At 74.4% G+C, this 20,686-nt stretch carries 17 protein-coding genes; 7 read left to right on the top strand and 10 right to left on the bottom strand.

The features are described from left to right. Nucleotides 1-59: 59 nt before the first annotated feature. The 7 genes from VQ02_RS37760 to VQ02_RS32085 all read right to left on the bottom strand — a co-directional run bounded on the left by VQ02_RS37760 (nucleotide 60) and on the right by VQ02_RS32085 (nucleotide 6,472). Nucleotides 60-425, bottom strand: a complete 366-nt coding sequence (locus tag VQ02_RS37760; protein WP_048448316.1) for a hypothetical protein — start codon at nucleotides 423-425, stop codon at nucleotides 60-62. 189 nt (nucleotides 426-614) lie between these two features. After that, nucleotides 615-1,460, bottom strand: coding sequence for an alpha/beta fold hydrolase (locus tag VQ02_RS37765; RefSeq protein ID WP_048448317.1), 846 nt, complete (start codon nucleotides 1,458-1,460; stop codon nucleotides 615-617). Continuing rightward, nucleotides 1,457-2,683, bottom strand: a complete 1,227-nt coding sequence (locus tag VQ02_RS37770; protein ID WP_048448318.1) for an MFS transporter — start codon at nucleotides 2,681-2,683, stop codon at nucleotides 1,457-1,459. Before VQ02_RS37770 ends, VQ02_RS37765 begins: the two co-directional genes overlap by 4 nt. Before the next feature lie 355 nt (nucleotides 2,684-3,038). Continuing rightward, the gene (locus VQ02_RS32070; RefSeq protein WP_048448319.1) at nucleotides 3,039-3,830 is read right to left on the bottom strand and encodes a hypothetical protein; all 792 of its coding nucleotides are present in this window, start codon (nucleotides 3,828-3,830) and stop codon (nucleotides 3,039-3,041) included. Beyond that, a complete protein-coding gene (ureG, locus tag VQ02_RS32075; RefSeq protein WP_048448320.1) occupies nucleotides 3,831-4,442 on the bottom strand; it encodes an urease accessory protein UreG in 612 nt (203 codons plus the stop codon). Between the two features lie 22 nt (nucleotides 4,443-4,464). Then, a complete protein-coding gene (locus VQ02_RS32080) occupies nucleotides 4,465-4,821 on the bottom strand; it encodes a tRNA-binding protein (RefSeq protein WP_048448321.1) in 357 nt (118 codons plus the stop codon). Nucleotides 4,822-5,053: 232 nt separating this feature from the next. Then, on the bottom strand, nucleotides 5,054-6,472 hold the full coding sequence (locus VQ02_RS32085; protein ID WP_048448322.1) for a M20 family metallopeptidase: 1,419 nt from the start codon (nucleotides 6,470-6,472) through the stop codon (nucleotides 5,054-5,056). A gap of 261 nt (nucleotides 6,473-6,733) precedes the next feature. Here VQ02_RS32085 and VQ02_RS32090 point away from each other — a divergent pair, with 261 nt between their 5' ends. The 4 genes from VQ02_RS32090 to VQ02_RS32105 all read left to right on the top strand — a co-directional run bounded on the left by VQ02_RS32090 (nucleotide 6,734) and on the right by VQ02_RS32105 (nucleotide 12,492). Further along, complete coding sequence (locus VQ02_RS32090) at nucleotides 6,734-8,527, top strand: peptide ABC transporter substrate-binding protein (RefSeq protein WP_048448323.1); 1,794 nt, start codon at nucleotides 6,734-6,736, stop codon at nucleotides 8,525-8,527. A 9-nt stretch (nucleotides 8,528-8,536) separates the two neighbouring features. Continuing rightward, nucleotides 8,537-9,496: an ABC transporter permease gene (locus tag VQ02_RS32095; protein ID WP_048448324.1), complete on the top strand. Its 960-nt coding sequence runs from the start codon at nucleotides 8,537-8,539 to the stop codon at nucleotides 9,494-9,496. Beyond that, on the top strand, nucleotides 9,462-10,391 hold the full coding sequence (locus VQ02_RS32100) for an ABC transporter permease (RefSeq protein WP_048448325.1): 930 nt from the start codon (nucleotides 9,462-9,464) through the stop codon (nucleotides 10,389-10,391). The genes VQ02_RS32095 and VQ02_RS32100 overlap by 35 nt, the downstream gene beginning before the upstream one ends. 247 nt (nucleotides 10,392-10,638) lie before the next feature. After that, nucleotides 10,639-12,492, top strand: a complete 1,854-nt coding sequence (locus VQ02_RS32105) for an ABC transporter ATP-binding protein (RefSeq protein WP_048448326.1) — start codon at nucleotides 10,639-10,641, stop codon at nucleotides 12,490-12,492. 116 nt (nucleotides 12,493-12,608) lie between these two features. Here VQ02_RS32105 and VQ02_RS32110 read toward each other — a convergent pair whose 3' ends face one another. The 3 genes from VQ02_RS32110 to VQ02_RS32120 form a co-directional block, all read right to left on the bottom strand. Beyond that, nucleotides 12,609-14,105, bottom strand: a complete 1,497-nt coding sequence (locus VQ02_RS32110; protein ID WP_048448327.1) for a heme biosynthesis protein HemY — start codon at nucleotides 14,103-14,105, stop codon at nucleotides 12,609-12,611. 153 nt (nucleotides 14,106-14,258) lie between these two features. Next, nucleotides 14,259-16,655 carry a COG4223 family protein gene (locus VQ02_RS32115; RefSeq protein WP_048448328.1) on the bottom strand — a complete coding sequence of 799 codons (2,397 nt, stop codon included), beginning with the start codon at nucleotides 16,653-16,655 and terminating at the stop codon, nucleotides 14,259-14,261. A 121-nt stretch (nucleotides 16,656-16,776) separates the two neighbouring features. Further along, nucleotides 16,777-17,532 carry a uroporphyrinogen-III synthase gene (locus VQ02_RS32120; RefSeq protein ID WP_048448332.1) on the bottom strand — a complete coding sequence of 252 codons (756 nt, stop codon included), beginning with the start codon at nucleotides 17,530-17,532 and terminating at the stop codon, nucleotides 16,777-16,779. 134 nt (nucleotides 17,533-17,666) lie between these two features. Here VQ02_RS32120 and tsaD point away from each other — a divergent pair, with 134 nt between their 5' ends. From tsaD to VQ02_RS32135, 3 genes are read left to right on the top strand one after another with little or no spacing between them, the layout of a single operon-like run. After that, nucleotides 17,667-18,734: a tRNA (adenosine(37)-N6)-threonylcarbamoyltransferase complex transferase subunit TsaD gene (gene tsaD / locus VQ02_RS32125; RefSeq protein ID WP_048448329.1), complete on the top strand. Its 1,068-nt coding sequence runs from the start codon at nucleotides 17,667-17,669 to the stop codon at nucleotides 18,732-18,734. Further along, nucleotides 18,731-19,630, top strand: coding sequence for a GNAT family N-acetyltransferase (locus VQ02_RS32130; RefSeq protein ID WP_048448330.1), 900 nt, complete (start codon nucleotides 18,731-18,733; stop codon nucleotides 19,628-19,630). Before tsaD ends, VQ02_RS32130 begins: the two co-directional genes overlap by 4 nt. Next, complete coding sequence (locus tag VQ02_RS32135) at nucleotides 19,627-20,622, top strand: NAD(P)H-dependent glycerol-3-phosphate dehydrogenase (protein WP_048448331.1); 996 nt, start codon at nucleotides 19,627-19,629, stop codon at nucleotides 20,620-20,622. Before VQ02_RS32130 ends, VQ02_RS32135 begins: the two co-directional genes overlap by 4 nt. Nucleotides 20,623-20,686: the final 64 nt, after the last annotated feature.

Raw genomic sequence — 20,686 nt, forward strand, 5'->3', positions numbered from 1 at the left:
TTTCTCAACACAGAAGACGAGACGGTACATGTCCCCCTGTCTCGTGTGCCCGGAGGGGTCTAGAAGGGACACGCCCGGCCCGCGCCGTGCCGCCCCCGCCCCCCGGCCTGCCGGGGGGCCTCCCCCAGGACCCGGGCCTCCGGCCCCGGCGCCGCCACCGGCCGGGCGGCGTCGCCGGGCGGACGAGCCGAGTCGCTCGCCTGGCGAGCCGAGTCGCTCGCTTGGCGAGCCAGGATGACGCGGACCTGCATCTGGCGCGGCACGCCGGCCCGGTCCGCCTCGGTGACCTCACCGGGCGCCGGGCTCGCGGGCGGAGGTGGCGCGGCGGGAACCGGCGCACCGTCGAGGGGCGTTCCCTCCATCGTGAGCGCCACACCGACTGCCCCCAGGACCAGGCAGGCCGTCAAACCGAGCCAGAACCTCATGCCGTGTCCCTCCGCCGGGCGGCGCGGGAGCGCCGCCGCGTGCGGACGACATTGGGCTTCCGCAGCGGTCCCCCGCTATCTGCGCGATGGGAGCGGGCGGGACGGCCGCGCTTCCCCGAAAGGCACGGGCGCGCCTCATGCTTCCGGGGTAGGCCCGCGCGGCGCCGGGGCGAGGATGCGGGAGGCGTCTCAGCCCGCCGCGACGGCCCGGCGGATCGCGGCGCGGACCCGGTCGGGTGCCTCGAAGGGCAGGAAGTGGGTAGTGCCCGGCACCGTCTCGACCTCCACCCCCGGACCGGGGCTCTCGCCGATCGCGCAGGTGCTGCCGGCCTCCGCCCGCAGGATCTCCGCCGGGCAGCGCAGCCGCGCGAGCGCCGCCCAGGGATCATGCCCCTGCGCCATGTAGCTCGACGCCTCCCAGGCCCCGGTGCAGGCGAGCGTCACGCCGCCGGGCGCCTCGCGAAAGCCGTCCGCCACGTAGTCGGCGAGCGGCGCCTCCGGCCAGGTGCGAAAGGCGCCGCGCCCCCGATAGGCGGCCAGGGCCGCCTCCCAGGACGGGAAGTCGCTGCGCCGCTTGAGCGCCCCCTCGGCGAGGCCGGCATGGCCCTCCCCCCGGCGCTCCGGCGGCTGGATCACCGGGTCGAGGAGCACGAGGCCGCGCACCCGCCCGGGCCGCTCGGCGGCGGCGAGCAGCGCGGCGGTACCGCCCATCGAATGGCCGACGAGGACGAGCGGCGCCGTGTCCAGGCGGTCGAGGAGCGCGATGAGGTCCTTGGTGACGTCCCACCAATCCGCCCGCCCCGCGGGCTCGGCCGGCAGGGTGGTGCGGCCGTGCCCGCGGTGGTCGTAGGCGAGGACGTGCAGGTCGGCGAGCGGCGCGAGCAGGCTCCGGTAGGTGCGGGCGTTGAAGCCGTTCGCGTGCATCAGGAGCGCGTCGAGCGGCCGCACCGCCGGCCCGAATTCCAGCGCGGCGAGGTGCCCGCCCGCGGGATCGCCGATGTCGATGGTCCGCCGTACCAGGCCCGCGTCGCTCACGCCCTCATCCCCTTCGGCCGCGCCAGGGCGGTGCCGGCCGCCCCGAGCGCCATCAGCACCGCGGTGCCGAGAAAGACCGCCCGCATGCCGATGTGGCCGCCCACGAAGCCGCCGAGCAGCGGCCCCACCACCTGCCCGACGTACTGCGACGAGGTGGAATAGCCAAGCATCGTCCCGGCCACCCGGTCGGGGACGGAGTGGCGGATCACGCTGGCGATGCAGGGCAGGAGCCCGCCGAGCGCCAGCCCCATCAGGAAGCGCAAAGCCACGAGCTGCCAGTCGGTCGTCACCAGGGCCTGCGGCACGAGGAGCACGGCCGAGGCGGCCAGGCTCGCGGTGATGACGGTCCAGGGACCGATCCGGTCGGCGAGGCGCCCAAGGCGCGGGGCCGACAGGATGCTCCCCAGGGCGGTGGCCGACATCGCCAGCCCCGCGATCAGCGTGACCCGGGTGGGATCGGGCGTCAGCTCGGCGACGTAGACGGTGATGATCGGCTCGACCGACATCACCGCCAGCATCAGCAGCATCCCGGTCGCCAGCATGGCGAGCGCCGGCCGCTTGTCCGGGATGCTGGCGAAGCCGCCGCCCTCCCGCGCGGCCTTGCGCGGCCGCGGCTCCTCGCGGATCAGCAGCAGGGTGGCGAGGAAGGCGAGGAAGATCACCCCGCCAGCGGCCAGGAAGGTGGCGCGGATGCCGATCAAGGGCGGCAGCACCCCGCCGACGAGGGGCCCGACGAGGTTGCCGGCCATGATGCCGGAGGCGAGCATACCGAGCGCCCAGGCCGAGCGGTCCTTCGGGGTCTGCGTCGCCACCAGCACCGTCGAGCCTGAGGCGTAGCCGCCGAGCAGGCCCGCGAGCAGCCGCAGGGCCACGAGCTGCCAGACGTTGCCGGCCATGCCGATCAGCGACATCGCCACCGCCATGCCGAGGCTCGCCCGGATCAGCATCAGCTTGCGGCCGTAGAGGTCGGCGAGGCGGCCCCAGAGCGGGGCTACCAGGGCGGCGCTGAAGAACGTCGCCCCGAACGCCACCCCGGACCATTGCACGATGGCGGCCTGGTCCTTGACGCCGAGCTCCTCGACGTAGAGCGGCAGGAACGGCAGCAGCAGCGTCATCGCCACGATGGTGGTGAAGGAGCCGAACACGCAGACCGCGAGGTTGCGGCGCCAATAGGCCTCCACCGGCGCCTCGTCCGGATCCGCCGCGGTGCTGTCGCGGGTCATCGTCGCTTCCTTCCCCCCTCGCGCTGATCGCCATCGGGCGTGGACTTCCCCTCTCCCCGCGGGCGGGGAGAGGCTTTCGCCCCCCCTCGTCGGGGGCGAAAGGAGCGCAGGCGAAGCCGGAGCGAGGGTGAGGGGGTCTCGACGAGTGAGACTCCTTCGGAAATACCCCCCTCACCTTCGGCTACCGCCTCGCTGTGCCCCCTGAACGGGAGGTGGGATCTTCGATCCCCAGGCCCTCTCCCCGCCCGCGGGGAGAGGGGAAGCCCACGTCGCTCGGGTCGACCAGGAGTCGGACCGTAGACGCCCCGCCGCCCTACGCGAACCCGTCCCGGACGCGCGCGGGCATGCCTTCCCGTCATGCCGGCCGCCAGTCCGGCCAGGCCGTGACCCGGTGCACCAGGCGGCGGTCGCGAGACACCTCGCCGAAGGGCGCCAGGACCCAGTTCCAGCTCCGCGGAGCCGGCCCGGGATCGACGCCGTAGAGGAGGTCGAGGCGCTCCAGCACCCAGCCGTCCCGGTCCTCCTCGGTCTCGTCGCGGTCGGTGACGAGGCAGATCCGGGCGGACAGCCCCGCCAGGGCCGCGAGGTGGGCCGTCACGATGCGGCGCCCGAAGGCGTCGGCCTCGCCGGCCTCCCAGGGTCCGAGGCGGCCCGCGGCCTCGAGTCGGGCGACCGGCAGGATCGGCAGCTGCGACAGGAGGTTGGCCGAGACCACGAGGTCGGTGCCGGCCTCCGCGCAGACCGGCGGCAGCGCCGGCCCGAGCCCGTCGCCGCGGCCGAGCAGCAATCCGTCCGTCCCGCTCAGATCGAAGGTGAGGCGCGTGACGTTGCGGTGCCGCCGCGCCCGCAGGCGGGCCCGCCAGGGATGCACGACATCCACCAGCACCACCCGCCGGAAGGCCGCCGCGAGGTCGTCGACCGGGACGTCGTCGAGGCCCCCTGAGCCCAGCACCACGGCGGTGTCGCGCCGGGGCAGGTCGGCCATCGCCGCCCGCACCGTGTCCCGGGCCGCCGCGAGGTGCGGCGCCCAGGCCGCGCGGCAGCGCCGGGCGCGGGAGGCGAGCCGGACGCTGTCGCCGACGTAGCCCAGGCGCCGGGCGCCGAGCGGCGCCGGCAGCACGAGCCAGTGCAGCAGGTCGAGCAGCACCTACAGGCCCCCGGCCTCCACCACGAAGCGGGCCACCGCCTCGACGCCGTCGCCCTGGCGCAGGGACGCGAACACGTAGGGGCGCGTGCCCCGCATCCGCTTGGTGTCCTGTTCCATCACGCCGAGATCGGCGCCGACCAGGGGGGCGAGGTCGGTCTTGTTGATGACGAGCAAGTCAGAGCGGGTGATGCCGGGCCCGCCCTTGCGCGGAATCTTCTCCCCGCCCGCCACGTCGATGACGTAGATCGTCAGGTCGGCAAGCTCCGGCGAGAAGGTGGCGGCGAGGTTGTCGCCGCCGGATTCGAGCAGGACGAGGTCGAGGGCCGGGAAGCGCCGGCGCATCTCGGCCACCGCCGCGAGGTTGATCGAGGCGTCCTCGCGGATCGCCGTGTGCGGGCAGCCGCCGGTCTCGACGCCCATGATGCGCTCCTCCGGCAGGGCGCCCGCCACCGTCAGGAGGCGCGCATCCTCCTTGGTGTAGATGTCGTTGGTGATGGCGCAGAGGTCGTAGCGCTCGCGCAGGGCCTTGCACAGGCCTTCCATCAGGGCGGTCTTGCCCGACCCGACCGGGCCGCCGATGCCGACCCGCAGCGGGCCGTGGCTCGAGGTCATGACGTGATCTCTCTCCGTTGTCTCAGTAAAGCCGCCCACCGTTCGGCACCGGCCGCTCGGGCGCCACCAGCACCACCGCTCCCGCCGCGTCCGGCACCCCGAGGGTCAGCACCTCGGAGCGCACCGGACCGACCTGGCGCGGCGGCAGGTTGACGACGCAGAGCACCTGCCGGCCGATCAGGGCCTCGGGGGTGTAGTTCACCGTCACCTGGGCGGAGGATTTCTTCAAGCCGAGCGCCTCGCCGAGATCGACGACGAGGCGGTAGGCCGGACGGCGCGCCTCCGGGATCGGCGCCGCCTCGACGATGGTGCCGACCCGCACGTCGAGCTTCAGGAAGTCGTCGATGGCGATCGGGGCCGGCGGCTGGGTCTGGTCCATGGGGCGTCCGGGCTGGAAGGGGGGGGCCGCCTCCTTAGCCGAGGCGGCGCTGCGCGACGAGCGGGGCTTCGGCCGCGCCGCGTACGGACAGCGGAAGGAGCCGTCACACGACCGAACGCCTCCCCCGGCGGGTCCCGGGGCTCGCCGGAGGCGAGAGTCCGGAACGACGATGGAGGGCGACTCGTCCTTCGGTTGAGACTGTCGATTCGTCGACGAACGTCGAACCGGTCTCTCACCCCACCGACATCGTCAGCGGCGGTTGCACCTCCGCCGGCAGGGGCGAGACGTAGCCCTCGGGCCCGGTGCGCGCCGCCAGATCTGCCTTCGCGGCGGCGCGAAGCGCACCGTCGGTGGCGAGCCGGGCGCCCAGAGCCGCCATGGCCTTGGCCACCTGCACCATCGCCTTGTGGGCGGCCGGGGTCTTGCCCTGCGCCACCACCTGCCAGGTGTGGAACGGCGTGCCCACCGCCACGGTCGGGGCGTGGGCCTGGACGGTCGGAACCACCCAGCTCACGTCGCCGACGTCGGTCGAGCCGATCGCCGGGTTGCGGCGGGCGTCGAGCGGCACGAGGAAATCGGCGAGCGGCGCGTCCGTCACCGGCAGACCGATGGTGCGGTAGACCGCCGCGATGTCCTGCGGCGTCAGGGTGGTCTGGATCTCGCGGGCGAAGGCGCGGTCGGCCTCGTCGAAGTGGGGCGCGCCGAGTTCCTCCATCACCCCGTGCAGGGCTTCCTCCAGCGGCGTGTTGCCGACGAGGTCCGAGACCGCGCTGACGATGCGCATCTCCATCGTGGTCTCGGTCATCAGCGCCGCGCCCTCAGCGATCTTGCGCACGCGGTTCACGAGGTCGCGCATGCCGGCCAGGTCGCGGGCACGGATCGAGTAGCGCACCCGGGCGTGGGCCTGGACCACGTTGGGGGCGATGCCGCCGGCGTCGAGGAGCGCGTAATGCACCCGCGCGTCGCTCGGCATGTGCTCGCGCATGTAGTTGACGCCGACATTCATCAGCTCGACCGCGTCGAGGGCCGAGCGGCCGAGATGGGGTGCGGCCGCCGCGTGCGAGGCGCGGCCGGTGAACACGAAGTCGGCCCGGGTGTTGGCGAGCGAGAGCGGCGGCGCGACCTCCCAGAAGCTCGACGGGTGCCAGGTGACCGCGGCGTCCGCGTCCGCGAACAGGCCCTCCCGCACCATGAAGGCCTTGGCGGCCCCGCCTTCCTCGGCCGGGCAGCCGTAGTAGCGCACGCGGCCCGGCAGGCCCGCCTCGGCGAGCCAGTCCTTGAGGGCGGTGGCGGCGAGCAGCGCCGCGGAACCGAGCAGGTTGTGCCCGCAGCCGTGGCCGTGGCCGCCGGCCTCGATCGGGGTGTGGGCGGCCACGCCCGCCTCCTGGCTCAGGCCCGGCAGGGCGTCGTACTCGCCCAGGAACGCGATGACCGGCCCGCCCTCGCCGGCCTCGCCGATCACGGCGGTCGGGATGCCGGCGGCTCCTGCCGTCACGCGAAAGCCCTGGTGGCGCAGTTCGGCCGCGTGCGCGGCCGCCGAGCGGTCTTCCGTGTAGCAGACCTCCGGCGTGCCCCAGACCTCGTCGGAGAGGGCGATCAGCCGGTCCTTGTGGGCGTCGACCTGCCGCCACACGGCGCTGCGGTTGTCCATGGGGTTCCTCCCGCGCCGGCCCCCGGCAGGCCGCCTCGCCCGCGAGCCTATGCAGGCAGCGGGCCGGCTCAAGCGCGGACGGAGCGGACGTGGCGCGCGAATTGCGAATGGCTACGCGAGTGCCTGGGCCCGGGCGAATGCCTGGGCTTGGGCGAATGCCGGGTGAATGGCCGGGGGGCGTCATTCACGGCGGCTTGCGGACCGGGACCGCGGGCGCGATGCTGACGGCCAGTTCAAGGCCAGCCTGAAGGGTGAACTTCCATGACCGAGCATGACCTGCGGACGCTGATCGGCGAGGTGAAGGACGGGAGCCTGTCGCGGCGCAGCTTCGTGCGGCGGATGGTGGCGCTAGGCCTCACCGCGCCGATGGCCGGGATGATGCTGGCCCAGAACGGCGTCGCCTTCGCGGCGAACGGCTTGCGCGACGCCTACAAGCCGACCAAGGCGGGCGGCGGCGGGCCGCTCAAGCTCCTGTTCTGGCAGGCCGCCACCCTCATCAACCCGCACTTCGCCATCGGCACCAAGGACCAGGAAGGCTCGCGCATCTTCTACGAGCCGCTGGCGGCCTGGGACGCGGACGGCAACCTGTTCCCGATCCTGGCGGCGGAGATCCCTTCGAAGGAGAATGGCGGCGTCGCGGCGGACGGTCGCTCGGTGACCTGGAAGCTCAAGCCCGGGGTGAAGTGGCACGACGGCAAGCCCTTCACCGCCGACGACGTGGTGTTCACCGCCGAGTACGCCGCCAACCCGGCGACGGCCGCGGTCACCGGCGGCAGCTACATCAATGTCAAGGTCACGAAGGTCGACGATCTGACGGTCAAGCTCTCCTTCAAGGAGCCGACGCCGTTCTGGGCCGACGCCTTCGTGTCGAGCGCCGGGATGATCATCCCCAAGCACGTCTTTGCGGATTACAGCGGCGACAAATCCCGCGACGCGCCGGCGAACCTCGCGCCGGTCGGCACCGGGCCCTACAAGTTCAGCGAGTTCCGCCCCGGCGACATCCTGCGCGGCGTGCGCAACCCGGACTACCACGTCCCGAACCGGCCGTTCTTCGACTCGATCGAGATGAAGGGCGGCGGCGACGCGGTCTCGGCCGCCCGCGCCGTGCTGCAGACCGCAGAGTATGACTACGCCTGGAACATGCAGGTCGAGGACGAGATCCTCAAGCGGCTCGAGGCCGAGGGCAAGGGCCGGGTCAAGATGGATTACGGTGGCAACCTCGAGTTCCTGCTGCTCAACGCCACCGACCCGAACGTCGAGGTCGACGGCGAGCGCGCCTCGCTGAAGACCAAGCACCCGGCCTTCTCCGATCCGGCGGTGCGCAAGGCGATGAACCTGCTCGTCAACCGGGCGGCGATCCAGCAATTCATCTACGGCCGCACGGGGCGGGCCACCGCCAACGTGTTCAACGGCCCGGCCCCCTTCGTCTCGAAGAACACCTCCTTCGCCTTCGAGCCCGACAAGGCGGCCCAGATCCTGGAGGAGGCCGGCTGGAAGAAGGGCGGCGACGGAATCCGTGCCAAGGACGGCAAGAGGCTGAAGTTCGTCTTCCAGACCTCGATCAACGCGCCGCGCCAGAAGACCCAGGCCATCATCAAGCAGGCCGCCCAGAAGGCCGGGATCGACATGGAGCTGAAGTCGGTCCCCGGCTCGGTGTTCTTCTCTTCCGACGTGGCGAATCCGGATACCTACCCGCATTTCTACGCCGACATGGAGATGTACACCTGGAATATGACGCAGGCCGATCCGGCGGTGTTCGCCCTGCAATACGTGTCCTGGGAGGCCGCCACCAAGGCCAACAAGTGGCAGGGCCGCAACATCTGCCGGATGCAGAACCCGGAGGTCGACGCCGCCTATCGTGCGGCGCAAGGCGAACTCGACCTCGTCAAGCGCGCCGCCCTGTTCGTCAAGATGAACGACCTCGTGGTCGCCGACTACGTCCTGCCTCTGCTCCACCGCGCCCAGGTCTCGGCGATCAACGGCAAGCTCGAGGCGCCGGCGAGCGGCTGGGACAACTCGCTGGCCTTCCTGGCCGAGTGGTACAAGCAGGCGTAACGACACCCGATGGGAGCCTACCTCCTCCGCCGTCTCCTGATCGCGATCCCGAGCCTGCTCGGGATCAGCCTCATCCTGTTCACGGTGCTGGCGCTAGCACCGGGCGACCCGTTCGGGGAACTCGCCACCAACCCCAACGTGCCGCCGGAGGTGCGCGAGGCCCTGCGGCTGAAGTTCGGCCTCGATGATCCGATCCTGGTGCGCTACCTGCACTGGCTGACCGCGATGCTCCAGGGCGACTGGGGCTTCTCCTTCGCCAGCCGGGTCGACGTCGACGACCTGATCCTCCAGCGCCTGCCGACCACCCTGTTCGTGGTCGGCTCCTCGCAGGTGCTGGCGCTGCTGATCGCGGTGCCGGTCGGCATCCTGGCGGCGATCCGGCCCTACTCGGTCTTCGACCAGGTGGCGAACACGCTCGCCTTCATCGGCTTCTCGCTGCCGACCTTCTTCACCGGCCTCCTGTTCATCCTGCTGTTCAGCCTCACCCTCGACTGGCTGCCCTTCGTCTACCAGGCCGACGTCGCGGCGACGGGCTGGCGCTGGTACTGGGAGCATGTCCGGCAGGCGATCATGCCGGTCTGCGTGCTCGGCTTCTTCCAGGCCGCGTCCTACACACGCTACGTCCGCGCCTCGGTGCTCGACGTGGCGCGCCTCGACTACGTCACCACTGCCCGGGCCAAGGGCCTCTCGGACGGCACCGTCACGGTGCGCCACATCGCCCGAAACGCGCTGATCCCGGTGGTGACCCTGGTGGCGCTCCAGATCCCGGCGGTGTTCGGCGGCGCCATCGTGACCGAGCAGATCTTCCGCATCCCGGGGATCGGCTCGCTCCTCATCAACGCGATGCTCGCCAACGACACGCCGGTCGTGATGGCCGTCACCTTCGTGTTCGCCTGCCTCGTCGTCCTGTTCAACCTCGTCGCGGACCTCCTCTATGGCTGGCTCGACCCTCGCATCTCCTACCGCTGAGGCGGCCCCCGCGCCGGCCCCGGCGGCATCGGGTCGGGACACCTGGCGGCGCTTCCGCCGGCACCGCCTGGCGGTCGTCAGCGTCGGGGTGCTGGGGCTGCTCGTCCTCGCCGTCCTCGTCGGCGGCTGGGTCTGGCCGGTGGCGATCGACGAGATCGACTTCGGCGCCACGCTTCAGGGCCCGTCCTGGGCCCACCCGCTCGGCACCGACGACCTCGGCCAGGACCTGCTCGCCCGGATGATCTACGGCGGCCGCATCTCGCTCGCCGTCGGCTTCGCCGCCATGGTGGTGGCGACCGTCGTCGGCGTGGTGGTGGGGGCGCTCGCCGGAATGTCGCGCCGCTTCCTCGATCCCGTCCTGATGTGGCTGACCGACCTCTTCCTGTCGCTGCCGCAGCTGCCGCTCCTGCTGCTCGTGATCTACCTGTTTCGCGACCAGCTGAAGCAGGTCTTCGGGGTCGAGGGCGGCGTCTTCGTGATGATCGTCGCGGTCATCGGGGGCCTGCGCTGGATGCCGGTGGCGCGGCTGGTGCGGGCGCAGTTTCTCTCCCTGCGCGAGAAGGAGTTCGTCGAGGCGGCGCGCTCGCAGGGGGCGACCGCCTGGCACCTCGTCTCCCGCCACATCCTGCCGAACGCGATCGGGCCGGTGATCGTCGCGGCGACGATCGAGGTGTCGTCCGCGATCATCGCCGAATCGACCCTGTCGTTCTTAGGGCTGGGCTTCCCGCCCGACATCCCGACCTGGGGCCGCCTGCTCTACGACGCCAAGGACCATCTCGACGTCGCGCCGCACTGGGCGCTGTTCCCGGGCGCCGCGATCTTCCTGACCGTCCTGTCGATCAACTTCATCGGCGACGGCCTGCGCGACGCCCTCGACCCGCGGCGGGTGCTGTGAGGCAAATGCCACTCCCTCTCCACCGTTTCCCGGACGACCGAAGCGACAGCGAAGGGAGATCCGGGAACCAGCACAGGAATGCGCGAAGCGTTTGGTCGTCTGCAACGGTGCAGCCTGCAGAGCCGCTTCGCGGCACGTCTCTCCTGGATCCCGGATCTCCTTCCACTTCACTTCGGTCACCCGGGAAAGGGGCGATCGTCATGAGCGCCAGCCCGCCCTTCCAGAGAATCTCCTCAAGGGGACATCCATGACCACCCCGATCCTCTCGGTCCAGGACCTCACCGTCGCCTTCCGCTCCGAGCGGACCTGGCGCCCGGTGGTGCACGGCGTCTCGTTCGAGATCGGCCCCAAGGAGACGGTCGCCCTCGTGGGCGAGTCGGGCTCGGGGAAGAGCGTCACGGCGCTCTCGATCATGCGGCTCACCCCCCGGGACGCCACCCGCACCGGGGGCCGCGTGCTGCTCGAGGGCCGCGACCTCCTGCGCCTGCCCGACCCCGAGATGCGTCGCATCCGGGGCGACGACGTCGCGATGATCTTCCAGGAGCCGATGACGAGCCTCAACCCGGTGCTCACCGTCGGCTTCCAGATCGGCGAGGCGCTGCGGCTGCACCGCGGCCTGTCGCGGGCCGCGGCCGAGGCCGAGACCGTGCGGCTGTTCGACAAGGTGCGGATCCCGGCCGCCGCCTCGCGCATCCACGAGTACCCGCACCGCTTCTCGGGCGGGATGCGCCAGCGGGTGATGATCGCGATGGCGCTCGCCTGCCGGCCGAAGCTCCTCATCGCCGACGAGCCGACGACGGCGCTCGACGTCACGATCCAGGCCCAGATCCTCGACCTGATCAAGCTCCTCCAGGACGAGGAGGGCATGTCGGTCCTGTTCATCACCCACGACATGGGGGTGGTGGCGGAGATCGCCGATCGCACCGTGGTGATGGTCGACGGCCGCGCCGTCGAGACGGGCGCGACCGAGCAGATCTTCCGCCGCCCGGCCCATCCCTACAGCCGCGCGCTGCTGGCCGCCGTGCCGCGCCTCGGCGCCATGCAGGGCAGGCCGCACCCGGCCCGCTTCGAGATCGTCGACCGCACCACCGGCGAGCCCGAGCCGGCCGTGCCGCTCCCGGACACCGTGCGCGAGGGCGAGCGCCCGGTCCTCGAGGTCAAGGGCCTCACCACCCGCTTCGACATCCGCGGCGGCCTGCTGTCGCGGGTGCGCGGCCGGGTCCACGCGGTCGAGAACGTGTCGTTCGCGGTCCGCGCCGGCGAGACCCTGGCCCTCGTCGGTGAGTCGGGCTGCGGCAAGTCCACCACCGGCCGCTCGGTGCTGCGGCTGATCGAGCCCACCGCCGGGTCGGTGCTCCTCGACGGCGAGGACGTGCTGAGCCTGTCGCCCGCGGCCCTGCGCGCCCGGCGCCGGCGGATGCAGATGATCTTCCAGGATCCCTTCGCCAGCCTCGACCCGCGCATGAGCGTGGGCGCCGCCGTTGCCGAGCCGCTGCTCATCAACCGCCTGTGCTCCCGCTCGGAGGCCCGGGAGCGCGCCGCCGACCTGCTGCGCCGGGTCGGCCTCAAGCCCGAGATGGCTGGCCGCTTCCCGCACGAGTTCTCCGGCGGCCAGAGGCAGCGCATCTGCATCGCCCGGACGCTGGCGCTCGAGCCCAGGCTGATCGTGGCCGACGAATCCGTCTCGGCCCTCGACGTCTCGGTGAAGGCGCAGGTGGTGAACCTGATGCTCGACCTGCAGGCCTCGCTCGGGCTGGCCTACCTGTTCATCTCGCACGACATGGCGGTGGTGGAGCGGGTGAGCCACCGGGTCGCCGTGATGTATCTCGGCGAGATCGTCGAGATCGGCCCCCGCGCGGCGATCTTCGGCGCGCCCCAGCACCCCTACACCAGGAAGCTGATGGCCGCCGTGCCGGTCCCCGACCCGGGCCGCCGCCGCCAGCTACACGCCGTGCGCAGCGACGAGATCAAGAGCCCGCTCCGCCCGGTCGACTACGTCCCGCCCGAGCGCCTCTACCGCGAGGTCTCGCCCGGCCACGTCGTGCAGGTCTGGGGAGCGGAGTGGGAGGCGCAGGCGGGCGGGATGGCGGCGGTGGCGTGAGCGCCCGCTCGGCCGCTCGACGAAGCTGACACTCTCCGTGTCAGCCCGAGGCCGCTCAGCGGAGCCCGGGATGACATGCAGGGTGTCAACTCTGTGGAATCCAATCGAACAGGCTCTCAGCGTCCCGGCCCGACCACCTCGGGCAGCTTCGCGGGCGCGGCCTTGGTGGGCACCGGCACCACCGCCGGGGTCACGGTGCCCCCGGGCAGCGTGCCGGAGGCGTCGAGGCCGTTGCCGGGCTTCGCCGGCGGCGTGGTCTCGGGCCCGGCGAGCGGGCTCGGCGCCGTGACCGGCTCCGCATCGTGCGCGGGCCCGGAGGCGCGGCCGAGCAGGTCGGGCGGCGTCTGCCAGACGAAGGCGTCGAGACGGCCGCTGACCGGCGAGATCGGCGCCCAGCGGTCGGAGACGAGGCCGTCGGCGCACCAGGCCGGGTCGCGCGGGGCGTGGACGGCCCGGGCCTGCCACTGGCGGGCCTTGCCGGAATTCGCGCCGTGCTCGGCCTCCTCGATCTCGGCCATCAGCTCGTAGGCCCGCACCGTCGGATTGTCGGCCAGCAGCGGCGCCAGCACGTCGCGGGCACGGCCGAACTCCCGGGCGTCGAGGGCGGCGCGGGCGATGGCGAAGCGCGCCTCCGGGTGCCAGGACGAGATCCGGGCCAGGGTCTCGGCGCGGGCCATCCGGTCGCGGCTGGAATCACCCGTGCGCAGGTCGAGGTAGACCCGGGCGAGGTCCGGGTGCGGGTTGGCGCGCCAGGCCGCCTCCACGACCTTGGCGCCGCGCTTGAGGTCGCCGCGACGGGCGAAGAGGCGCCCGGCCACCGCAGCCGCCGGCACCAGGTCGGGGGCGAGCTTCACCGCCTCGCGGGCCTGGGCCAGGGCGCGCTCGGGGTCGCCGGCCTCCAGGTCGAGGGCGCTGGCGGTGAGGAGCACCGCCCGCTGGCGCCGGACCGCGGCCTTGTCGGACAGGCCGAGCGCCGCGCGGCGGGAGACGGTCTCGAGGGCGCCGGACCAGTCGCGGTCGGCGCACTGGCCCTCCATCACCGCCTCGTTGGCCCAGGTCACGCTCGGGGCGAGGCGGGCCGCCTCCAGGGCGTAGGCCCGGGCCGAGGCCTCGTCGTCCTGGCGCCGGGCCTCGACGAACAGGCCGCGCAGGCCGAGCACCCGGGTCTCGGGATCGTCGACCATGCGGCGGAAGGCGCGCTCGGCCCCGGCGCGGTCGCCGGAGATCTGGGCGGCCTGGGCGGTCAGCAGCAGGGCGAGCGGCTCGGCGCCGAGCAGGCGCTCGGCCTCGCCGGCGTGCCGGCGTGCCGCGATCGGGTCGCCCGAGCCCACCGCCACCATGCCGCGGGAGAGCGCGTTGTAGCCGCGCGCCTGGCGCCGGCGCCGGCTCGACAGCGTCAGGCGCTCGGGCAGGTGCAGGATGCCGCGGGCGAAGGCCCAGACGAAGCCCAGCACCACCGCCAGCACCATCACGCCGACGAGCGCCGCCGCGAGGCTGGTCGCCACCTCGTAGCCGCCCCAGGTGACGGTGACCACGCCGGGCCGGTCGGCGAGCCAGACCGCCCCGTAGGCGGCGAGGGCGAGGAGTGCCACGAAGGCGAGTGCGCGCCACATCGGTCCATCAACTCCAGAAATCCGCGCTGCCGCTCCGGGGCGCGCGAGGGGGCGTCGATCGAGCCCCGAGAGGTCACCGCGGTCGCCCGGGAGCGGCCGCACCGGAACAGACCGGCGCGGCCGCCCCTACGGGCGGCCGCGCGGCCTTCACGATCAGCGGGTCGGCTTCGCCTCGGGCCCCGAGAGCGCCGCGAAGGAGGCCGCGAGGCGCGCCCGGGCGGCATCGCCGGCCGCGGCCCGGGCCTTCAGGCGCTGGCCGAACTCCGCGGCCTCCTGGCGGGCCGCCTCCGGCAGGGCGTCGAAGGCCTTGGCCGCCTCCGCGACCGAGCCGCGGGCGAGCGCGTCCTGGATCTTCGCCACGCCCGCCTCGGTCGGGTCGGCGCCGGCCGTCGCCGCCGGGGCCGCGCCGTCGGCGCCGACCTTGCGCACCGAGACGATCGACTCCGCCATGCTGGTCAGGCGGTCGGTGATGCTGCCGCGCTCCGCCACCGCCCGCTGCCGGGCGGCCTGGGCCGCGGCGTTCAGCTTGGCGGCCACCGGCTGGAAGCTCTGGGCGAGCGCGGCGGCGGTCGGCGCGCCGCCCTGCGCGAAGGGCTCGAGCGGCGCAAGCGCCGCGGCCTGGCCGGGATCGAGCTGCTTGAGGGTCGCGAGCGCGTCGGCGTAGGGGGCGCCGGAGGCGAGCGCGCTGGCGATCCGGTCGGAGGCGACCACCCGCAGGGCCGCCTGGACCGTGCCGGCCTCGGCCCGGCCCTCCACCGCCTTGGCGAGGTCGGCGAGGCGCTGGTCGACCGTCTTGGTCCGCGCGTCGAGGGCCTGCTGCAGCCCGTCGAAGCGCTGGTCCGCCGCCTTTGCCCGGCCGTCGAGCGCCTGTCGCAGCTCGTCGATGCGCTGGCCGATGGCCTTGTCGGCCTGATCGTCCGCCGCCGCGCGGGTACCGAGATCGGCCTGGAGCGCCTTCAGGCCCTTGTCGAGCCCGTCGAGGCGGCCGCGCAGGTCGGCGCCGTCGCCGCGGCCCTGCAGGGCGGTGACCGCCTGGGCGAGGCCGTCGACGCGCTGGCGCAGGCCGGCATCGCCGCCGGTCCGGCCCTGGAGGTCGGCGAGCTGCTTCTCGATGCCCTGGAGGCGGGCCGGATCGAGCCCGGCGCCCGCGGCCGGGGCGGAGGGCGCCGTCTGCCCGGTGACCGGCGCCGGCGTCGCGGCGGGCGCCGCCTCGGCCTTGCGCAGGGCCTCGTCGGCCCGCTGGCCGGCCGCCTTGGCGGCGGCGTCGGCCGCGCGCACCGCGTCGGGCAGCGACCGCAGGGCGGTCTCGACCGAGGCGATGCGGCGGTCGAGGGCCTGGACGCTGTCGCGCGGCGCGAGGTCGGCGAGGCGCTGCTCGAGGGGGACGGCGCCGGGCGGCTCGGCCTGGGGCTCCTCGGGCTTGGGCAGGTTGATGCCGTAGGCCGGGCCGTAGGTGGTCACGCCGTAGAGAAGGCCGGCGCCGACCACGCCGCCGAGGAGCGAGGCGGCGAGAAGCGAGCCGAAGCCGGCCCCGGACCGGGCCGGCGCCACGGCGACCGGAGCGGCGCTCGCCGTCCGGGCCGCCTCGGGCCTCGGCGCATCCTTGCCAGCGTCCTTGCCAGCATCCTTGGGCGCTCCCGGAGCCGCGCCCGGCGCGCCGCTGGATTGCGGGCCGGTCTTCGGCACCGTCGAGAGCGTGGCGCCGGCGGCACCCGCCGCGGCCGGACTCGCCGGGTTGGGCCCCGAGCCCGCCGAGCCCGCCCCCGACGTCGCGCCGGTGCCGGGCGTCGGCTTGCCGTCGAGCGGCTTGCCCGGCTCAGGGGCCTTGCCGGCCTCCGGCGGTTTGCCAGCCTCCGGAGGCTTGGCTCCCGCGCCGCCCGCCACGCCGGCGCCAGGCTTCCCGTCCCCGAGCTTCGTCTCGCCGGGCTTCATTTCGCCGGGCTTGGCGTCCCCGACCTTCAGCGGGCCGCTGCCGGGGCCCGCGGCCACGGGTCCGGGTCCCGGCTTCGGGGCTCCGGAGGCCGGCACCCCCGATGTCGGGGCGCTCGACGTCGGGGCGCCCGGGCTTGTCGCGCCGGGCGCCGTCGCCCCCTGCGCCGCCGGCTTGGCCGCGTCGTTCGGCTTGGTCTCGCCCGGCTTCGGCGCCGCTGCCGCCGGTCCGGCGCCGGCCGAGGCCGCCGTCCCGGTGGGGGCTCCGCCGCCGAGGGGCCTTGCCGGCACGGCGGGCGTGCCGGCTGGACCGGGCGTCGGCGATGCACCGGTCACGCCGGGCTTCGGGGCCTCCCCGGGCTTCGTCTCTCCCGGTTTGGTCTCGCCCGGCTTCACCTCCGCGGCCTTGGCCGGCTCGCCGGGCCTCGCCGCCGTCGCGGCGGGCGTCGGGGCGTTCTTCGCCGGCTCACTCTTACCGGGCTCACCCTTGCCCGGCTCGCCCTTCGGCGTCTCGGACACACGGGTGGCCTTGAGGTCGATGATCGGCCCATCCGCCGGGTTGCCGCCGCGCCCGCCGGGACGGTTGCGCGAATCCTTCTGGTCCTTGTCGGATGGGGTCACGGCCGAAGATCCTCACCTCTGGGCCGGGCCGAGGGCGCGCCGGGAGGCGGCCTGTTCGGCTCGGCGGATGCGCGGCCGCCGGGCAGGATCCCGCCGGGGCCGCGCGCTGATTCATCGTCCCTTAGCATCGCTCCCGGCCAGGGCGAAGGCCCGGCGACGCCTCTGCGTCACTGTCCAAAGCGATGAGAGGGAGGCCGGCGAGGAGGGCGTCCTCGTCCGGCCGGGTCGCGACGACATGGGACAGGACGCCGGCCGCGACCAGGGGCGCGGCCACGTCCGCCGACAGGCAATGGTGCGGCAGCCGCCGGAACGCCTCCTCGCGCCCCGCCGCCCGGGCGAGGCCGAGCGCCGTCACGGCGCTGCGCCGGGAATAATGCAGCGCCGCGTCGAGGCCGCCCTCGGCGAGGGCCGCCGCCACGGGCTCCGGCAGGGCCGGCAGGGGCCGGGCCGCGTAGGCGACCCAGACCGTCAGCCGGTAGCCACGGGCGCCGAGGGTCTCCCCCGGCTCGTCCTTGCGCTCGCGCCCGGCGGCGTGGAGGAGGCGTGTCCCTGGCGGCAGGGCGGCGCCGATCAGCTCGGCGAGGGCGAGGGCGTCGCCCCCGGCCTCGTGCACGGGCCCGAGCCCCGCCGCCCGCGCCGCCGCCGCGGTGCGGGCCCCGACGCAGTAGGCCGGCAGTTCGGCGAGGTGCGAGCCCGCGACCGCCGGAATCGCGCTCGCACTCGTCAGGACCAGGGCGTCGAAGGGGCCGGCGGGGGGCGGCGCGCCGCTCGGCGCCAGGTCGAGGACCGGCGCGAGGAGCGGCCGGTGGCCGAGGGCGGCGAGGCGGTCGGCCGTGCGCGCGCCGGCCGGCAGCGGCCGGGCGATCCAGACCCGCAGGGCGGTTGCGCACTCCGATACCCGCGTCACGCGCCCTCCCCCCTTTGCCGGCCCCGCGCCGGCAGGCTATCTGGGATCACCATACCGGCCGCCGCGCGGCGTGCCAGCCCCCTCGCGAGACACCGCCTCAAGCCATGAACGTCCTCGGGATCGAGACCACCTGCGACGAGACCGCAGCCGCGATCGTGGCGGTGGGGGAGGATGGGCGCGGCGTGATCCGCTCCAACGAGGTGCTGAGCCAGATCGCCGAGCACGCCGCCTATGGCGGGGTGGTGCCGGAGATCGCGGCCCGCGCCCATGTCGAGGTGCTCGACCGGCTGGTCGCCCGGGCGCTCGCCAATGCGGGGCTCGGCCTCTCCGACCTCGACGGCATCGCGGTGGCGGCGGGCCCCGGCCTGATCGGTGGCGTTCTGGTCGGCCTCGTCACCGGCAAGACCCTGGCGCTCGTGTCCCGCAAGCCGCTCGTCGCCGTCAACCACCTCGAGGCGCACGCCCTCACGGCCCGGCTCACCGACGGCCTCGCCTTCCCCTACCTCCTGCTGCTCGCCTCCGGCGGCCACACTCAGCTCGTCGCCGTGAAGGGCGTCGGCGAGTACGTGCGCCTCGGCGGCACCATCGACGACGCCATCGGGGAAGCCTTCGACAAGGTGGCCAAGCTCCTCGGCCTCGCCTATCCGGGCGGGCCGGAGGTCGAGCGCGCCGCGGAGGCCGGCAACCCGGAACGCTTCGCCCTGCCGCGGCCGATGCTCGGCCGGCGCGAGCCGAACTTTTCCCTCTCGGGCCTCAAGACGGCGCTCAGGATCGAGGCCGAGCGCATCGCTCCCCTCACCCACCAGGACGTCGCGGACCTCTGCGCGAGCTTCCAGGCGGCGGTGGTCGACGTCGTGGTCGACCGGGTGCGGGTCGCCCTGCGCGACTTCGGGAACGTCGCCGGCCACCCCACCGCCCTCGTGGCGGCGGGGGGCGTCGCCGCGAACGGCGCCCTGCGGCGGGCGCTGGCCCAGCAGGCCGGGGAGGCCGGCCTGCCCCTCGTGGCCCCGCCCCTGCCGCTGTGCGGCGACAACGGCGCGATGATCGCGTGGGCCGGCATCGAGCGCCTGCGCCTCGGCCTCACCGACGACATCACCGCGCCGGCCCGGCCGCGCTGGCCCTTCGCACAGGCCCAGTCCGAAGCCGAGCCCCAACCCCATTCCGCCGGATGACGCCGGACGGCACGACGCCGGGGGATTCCGAGGCGCAGCAGCGCCGCTGGCGGGCCCTGGTCGACGAGCGCCTGCCCGCCGCCGCCGCGGCGCGTCCGGACTGGCCGGTCTCGCGCAACCACTGCTTCGCCCGCATCCTGCTCGACAACGCCTGCGGCGGGCCCTGGCGCGAGAGCGTCGCCCCGCCCGCCTGGGCCAACATGCCGCCCGAGCGCCTGGCGGTGGCCCTGGCGCTCGGCGAGGCGGTGCTGGAGGGCCGCCAGGACCTCGCGGTGCTGAACCACCGCTCCCTGCTGTGGCGGCGCAAGCGCCCGGTGCCGCCGCCACCGCCGAGGCTCGTCGGGGACGGCTTCTCCCTGCGGCGCTGGCGGCTCACCGACGACGCGCCCTTCGCGGCGCTCTGCGCCGACCCGGAGGTGATGCGCTTCTTCCCGGCCCCGAAGACCCCGCGCGAGAGCCAGGCCGAGGCCCGGGCCCTCGCCCGGCGCTTCGAGGAGGACGGCTTCGGCCCCTGGGTCGTCGAGGCGCCGGAGGGCTTTGCCGGCTTCGTCGGCTGCTGGCGCCTGGCCCGGCCGCTGCCGTTCGGTCCGCTGATCGGGCGGGAGACCGGCCTCGTCGAGATCGGCTGGCGCCTCGCCCGCTTCGCCTGGGGCCGGGGCTTCGCCGTGCGGGGCGCCCGCCTGGCGCTGGCCGACGTTTTTTCCCGCTGCGCCCTGCCCGAGGTCGTGGCCCACACCGCGGGCCTGAACGCCCCCTCGCGCCGGGTGATCGAGCGCCTCGGCATGACGGAGGCGGGCGCCTTCGACCATCCGGCCCTGCCCGAGGGCCACCCGCTGCGGCCGCACCGGCTCTACCGGCTGGCGGCGGCGGAGTTCGCGACCGGAGACGTTTCATGAGCACGGTCGGCCCGATCGCGGTCCTGGGCGGCGGCGCCTGGGGCACGGCGCTCGCCAACGCCGCCGCCACCGCGGCCCCGCGGCCGGTGGTGCTGTGGCTGCGCGACGCCGGGGCCGCCGCCGCCATGGCGGAGAGCCGCGAGAACGCCCGCCACCTGCCCGGCGTGCCGCTGCATCCGGGCGTGCGCCCGACCGGGGCGGCCGAGGACCTGGCCGGGGCCGAGGCGGTGCTGGTGGTGACGCCGGCCCAGACCCTCCGGGAGGTGCTGACGACCTTGAGCCCGCGCCTTCCTGCGCGGGCGCCGCTGATCCTCTGCGCCAAGGGCATCGAGCGCGGCACCGACGCCTTCCTGACCGACGTCGCCGCCGAGGCCGCGCCGGGCGCGGCGATCGCGGTCCTGTCCGGCCCGAGCTTCGCGGCGGACGTCGCCCGCGGGCTGCCCACCGCCGTGACCCTGGCGAGCCGCGACGGCGCGCTCGCGGCGAGCCTGGCGGTGGCCCTGTCGGGCCCGACCTTCCGGGTCTACCACGGCAACGACCCGCGGGGCGTCGAGATCGGCGGGGCGGCCAAGAACGTGCTCGCCATCGCGTGCGGAGCGGCGATCGGGCGCGGCCTCGGCGAGAGCGCCCGGGCGGCCCTCGTCGCCCGCAGCTTCGCCGAACTGATGCGCTTCGCCCGCGCCTGGGACGCCCGGCCCGAGACCCTGATGGGCCTCTCCGGCCTCGGCGACCTCGTGCTCACCGCCGCCTCGGCCCAGTCGCGCAACTTCGCCTTCGGCGAGCGCCTCGGCCGCGGGGCGAGCCTTCAGGAGGCGTCCGGCGGCAAGCTCGCGGAGGGCGCGCTCACCGCCGCGGCCCTGGTGGCGCTCGCCCGCCGGCGCGGGGTCGAGATGCCGGTGGCGGAGGCGGTGGCGGGTCTGGTCGCCGGAGACCTGGGGCTCGACGAGGCGATCGCCGGCCTGCTCAGCCGCCCCCTGCGCGCCGAGATCTGAGCGTCTCTCACACAGGCTCCCGATCACCGGCGTCGCCCGTCGCGGCGGTCGTGCAGCGGGAGTT

Source organism: Methylobacterium variabile (assembly GCF_001043975.1).
GTDB lineage: Bacteria > Pseudomonadota > Alphaproteobacteria > Rhizobiales > Beijerinckiaceae > Methylobacterium > Methylobacterium variabile.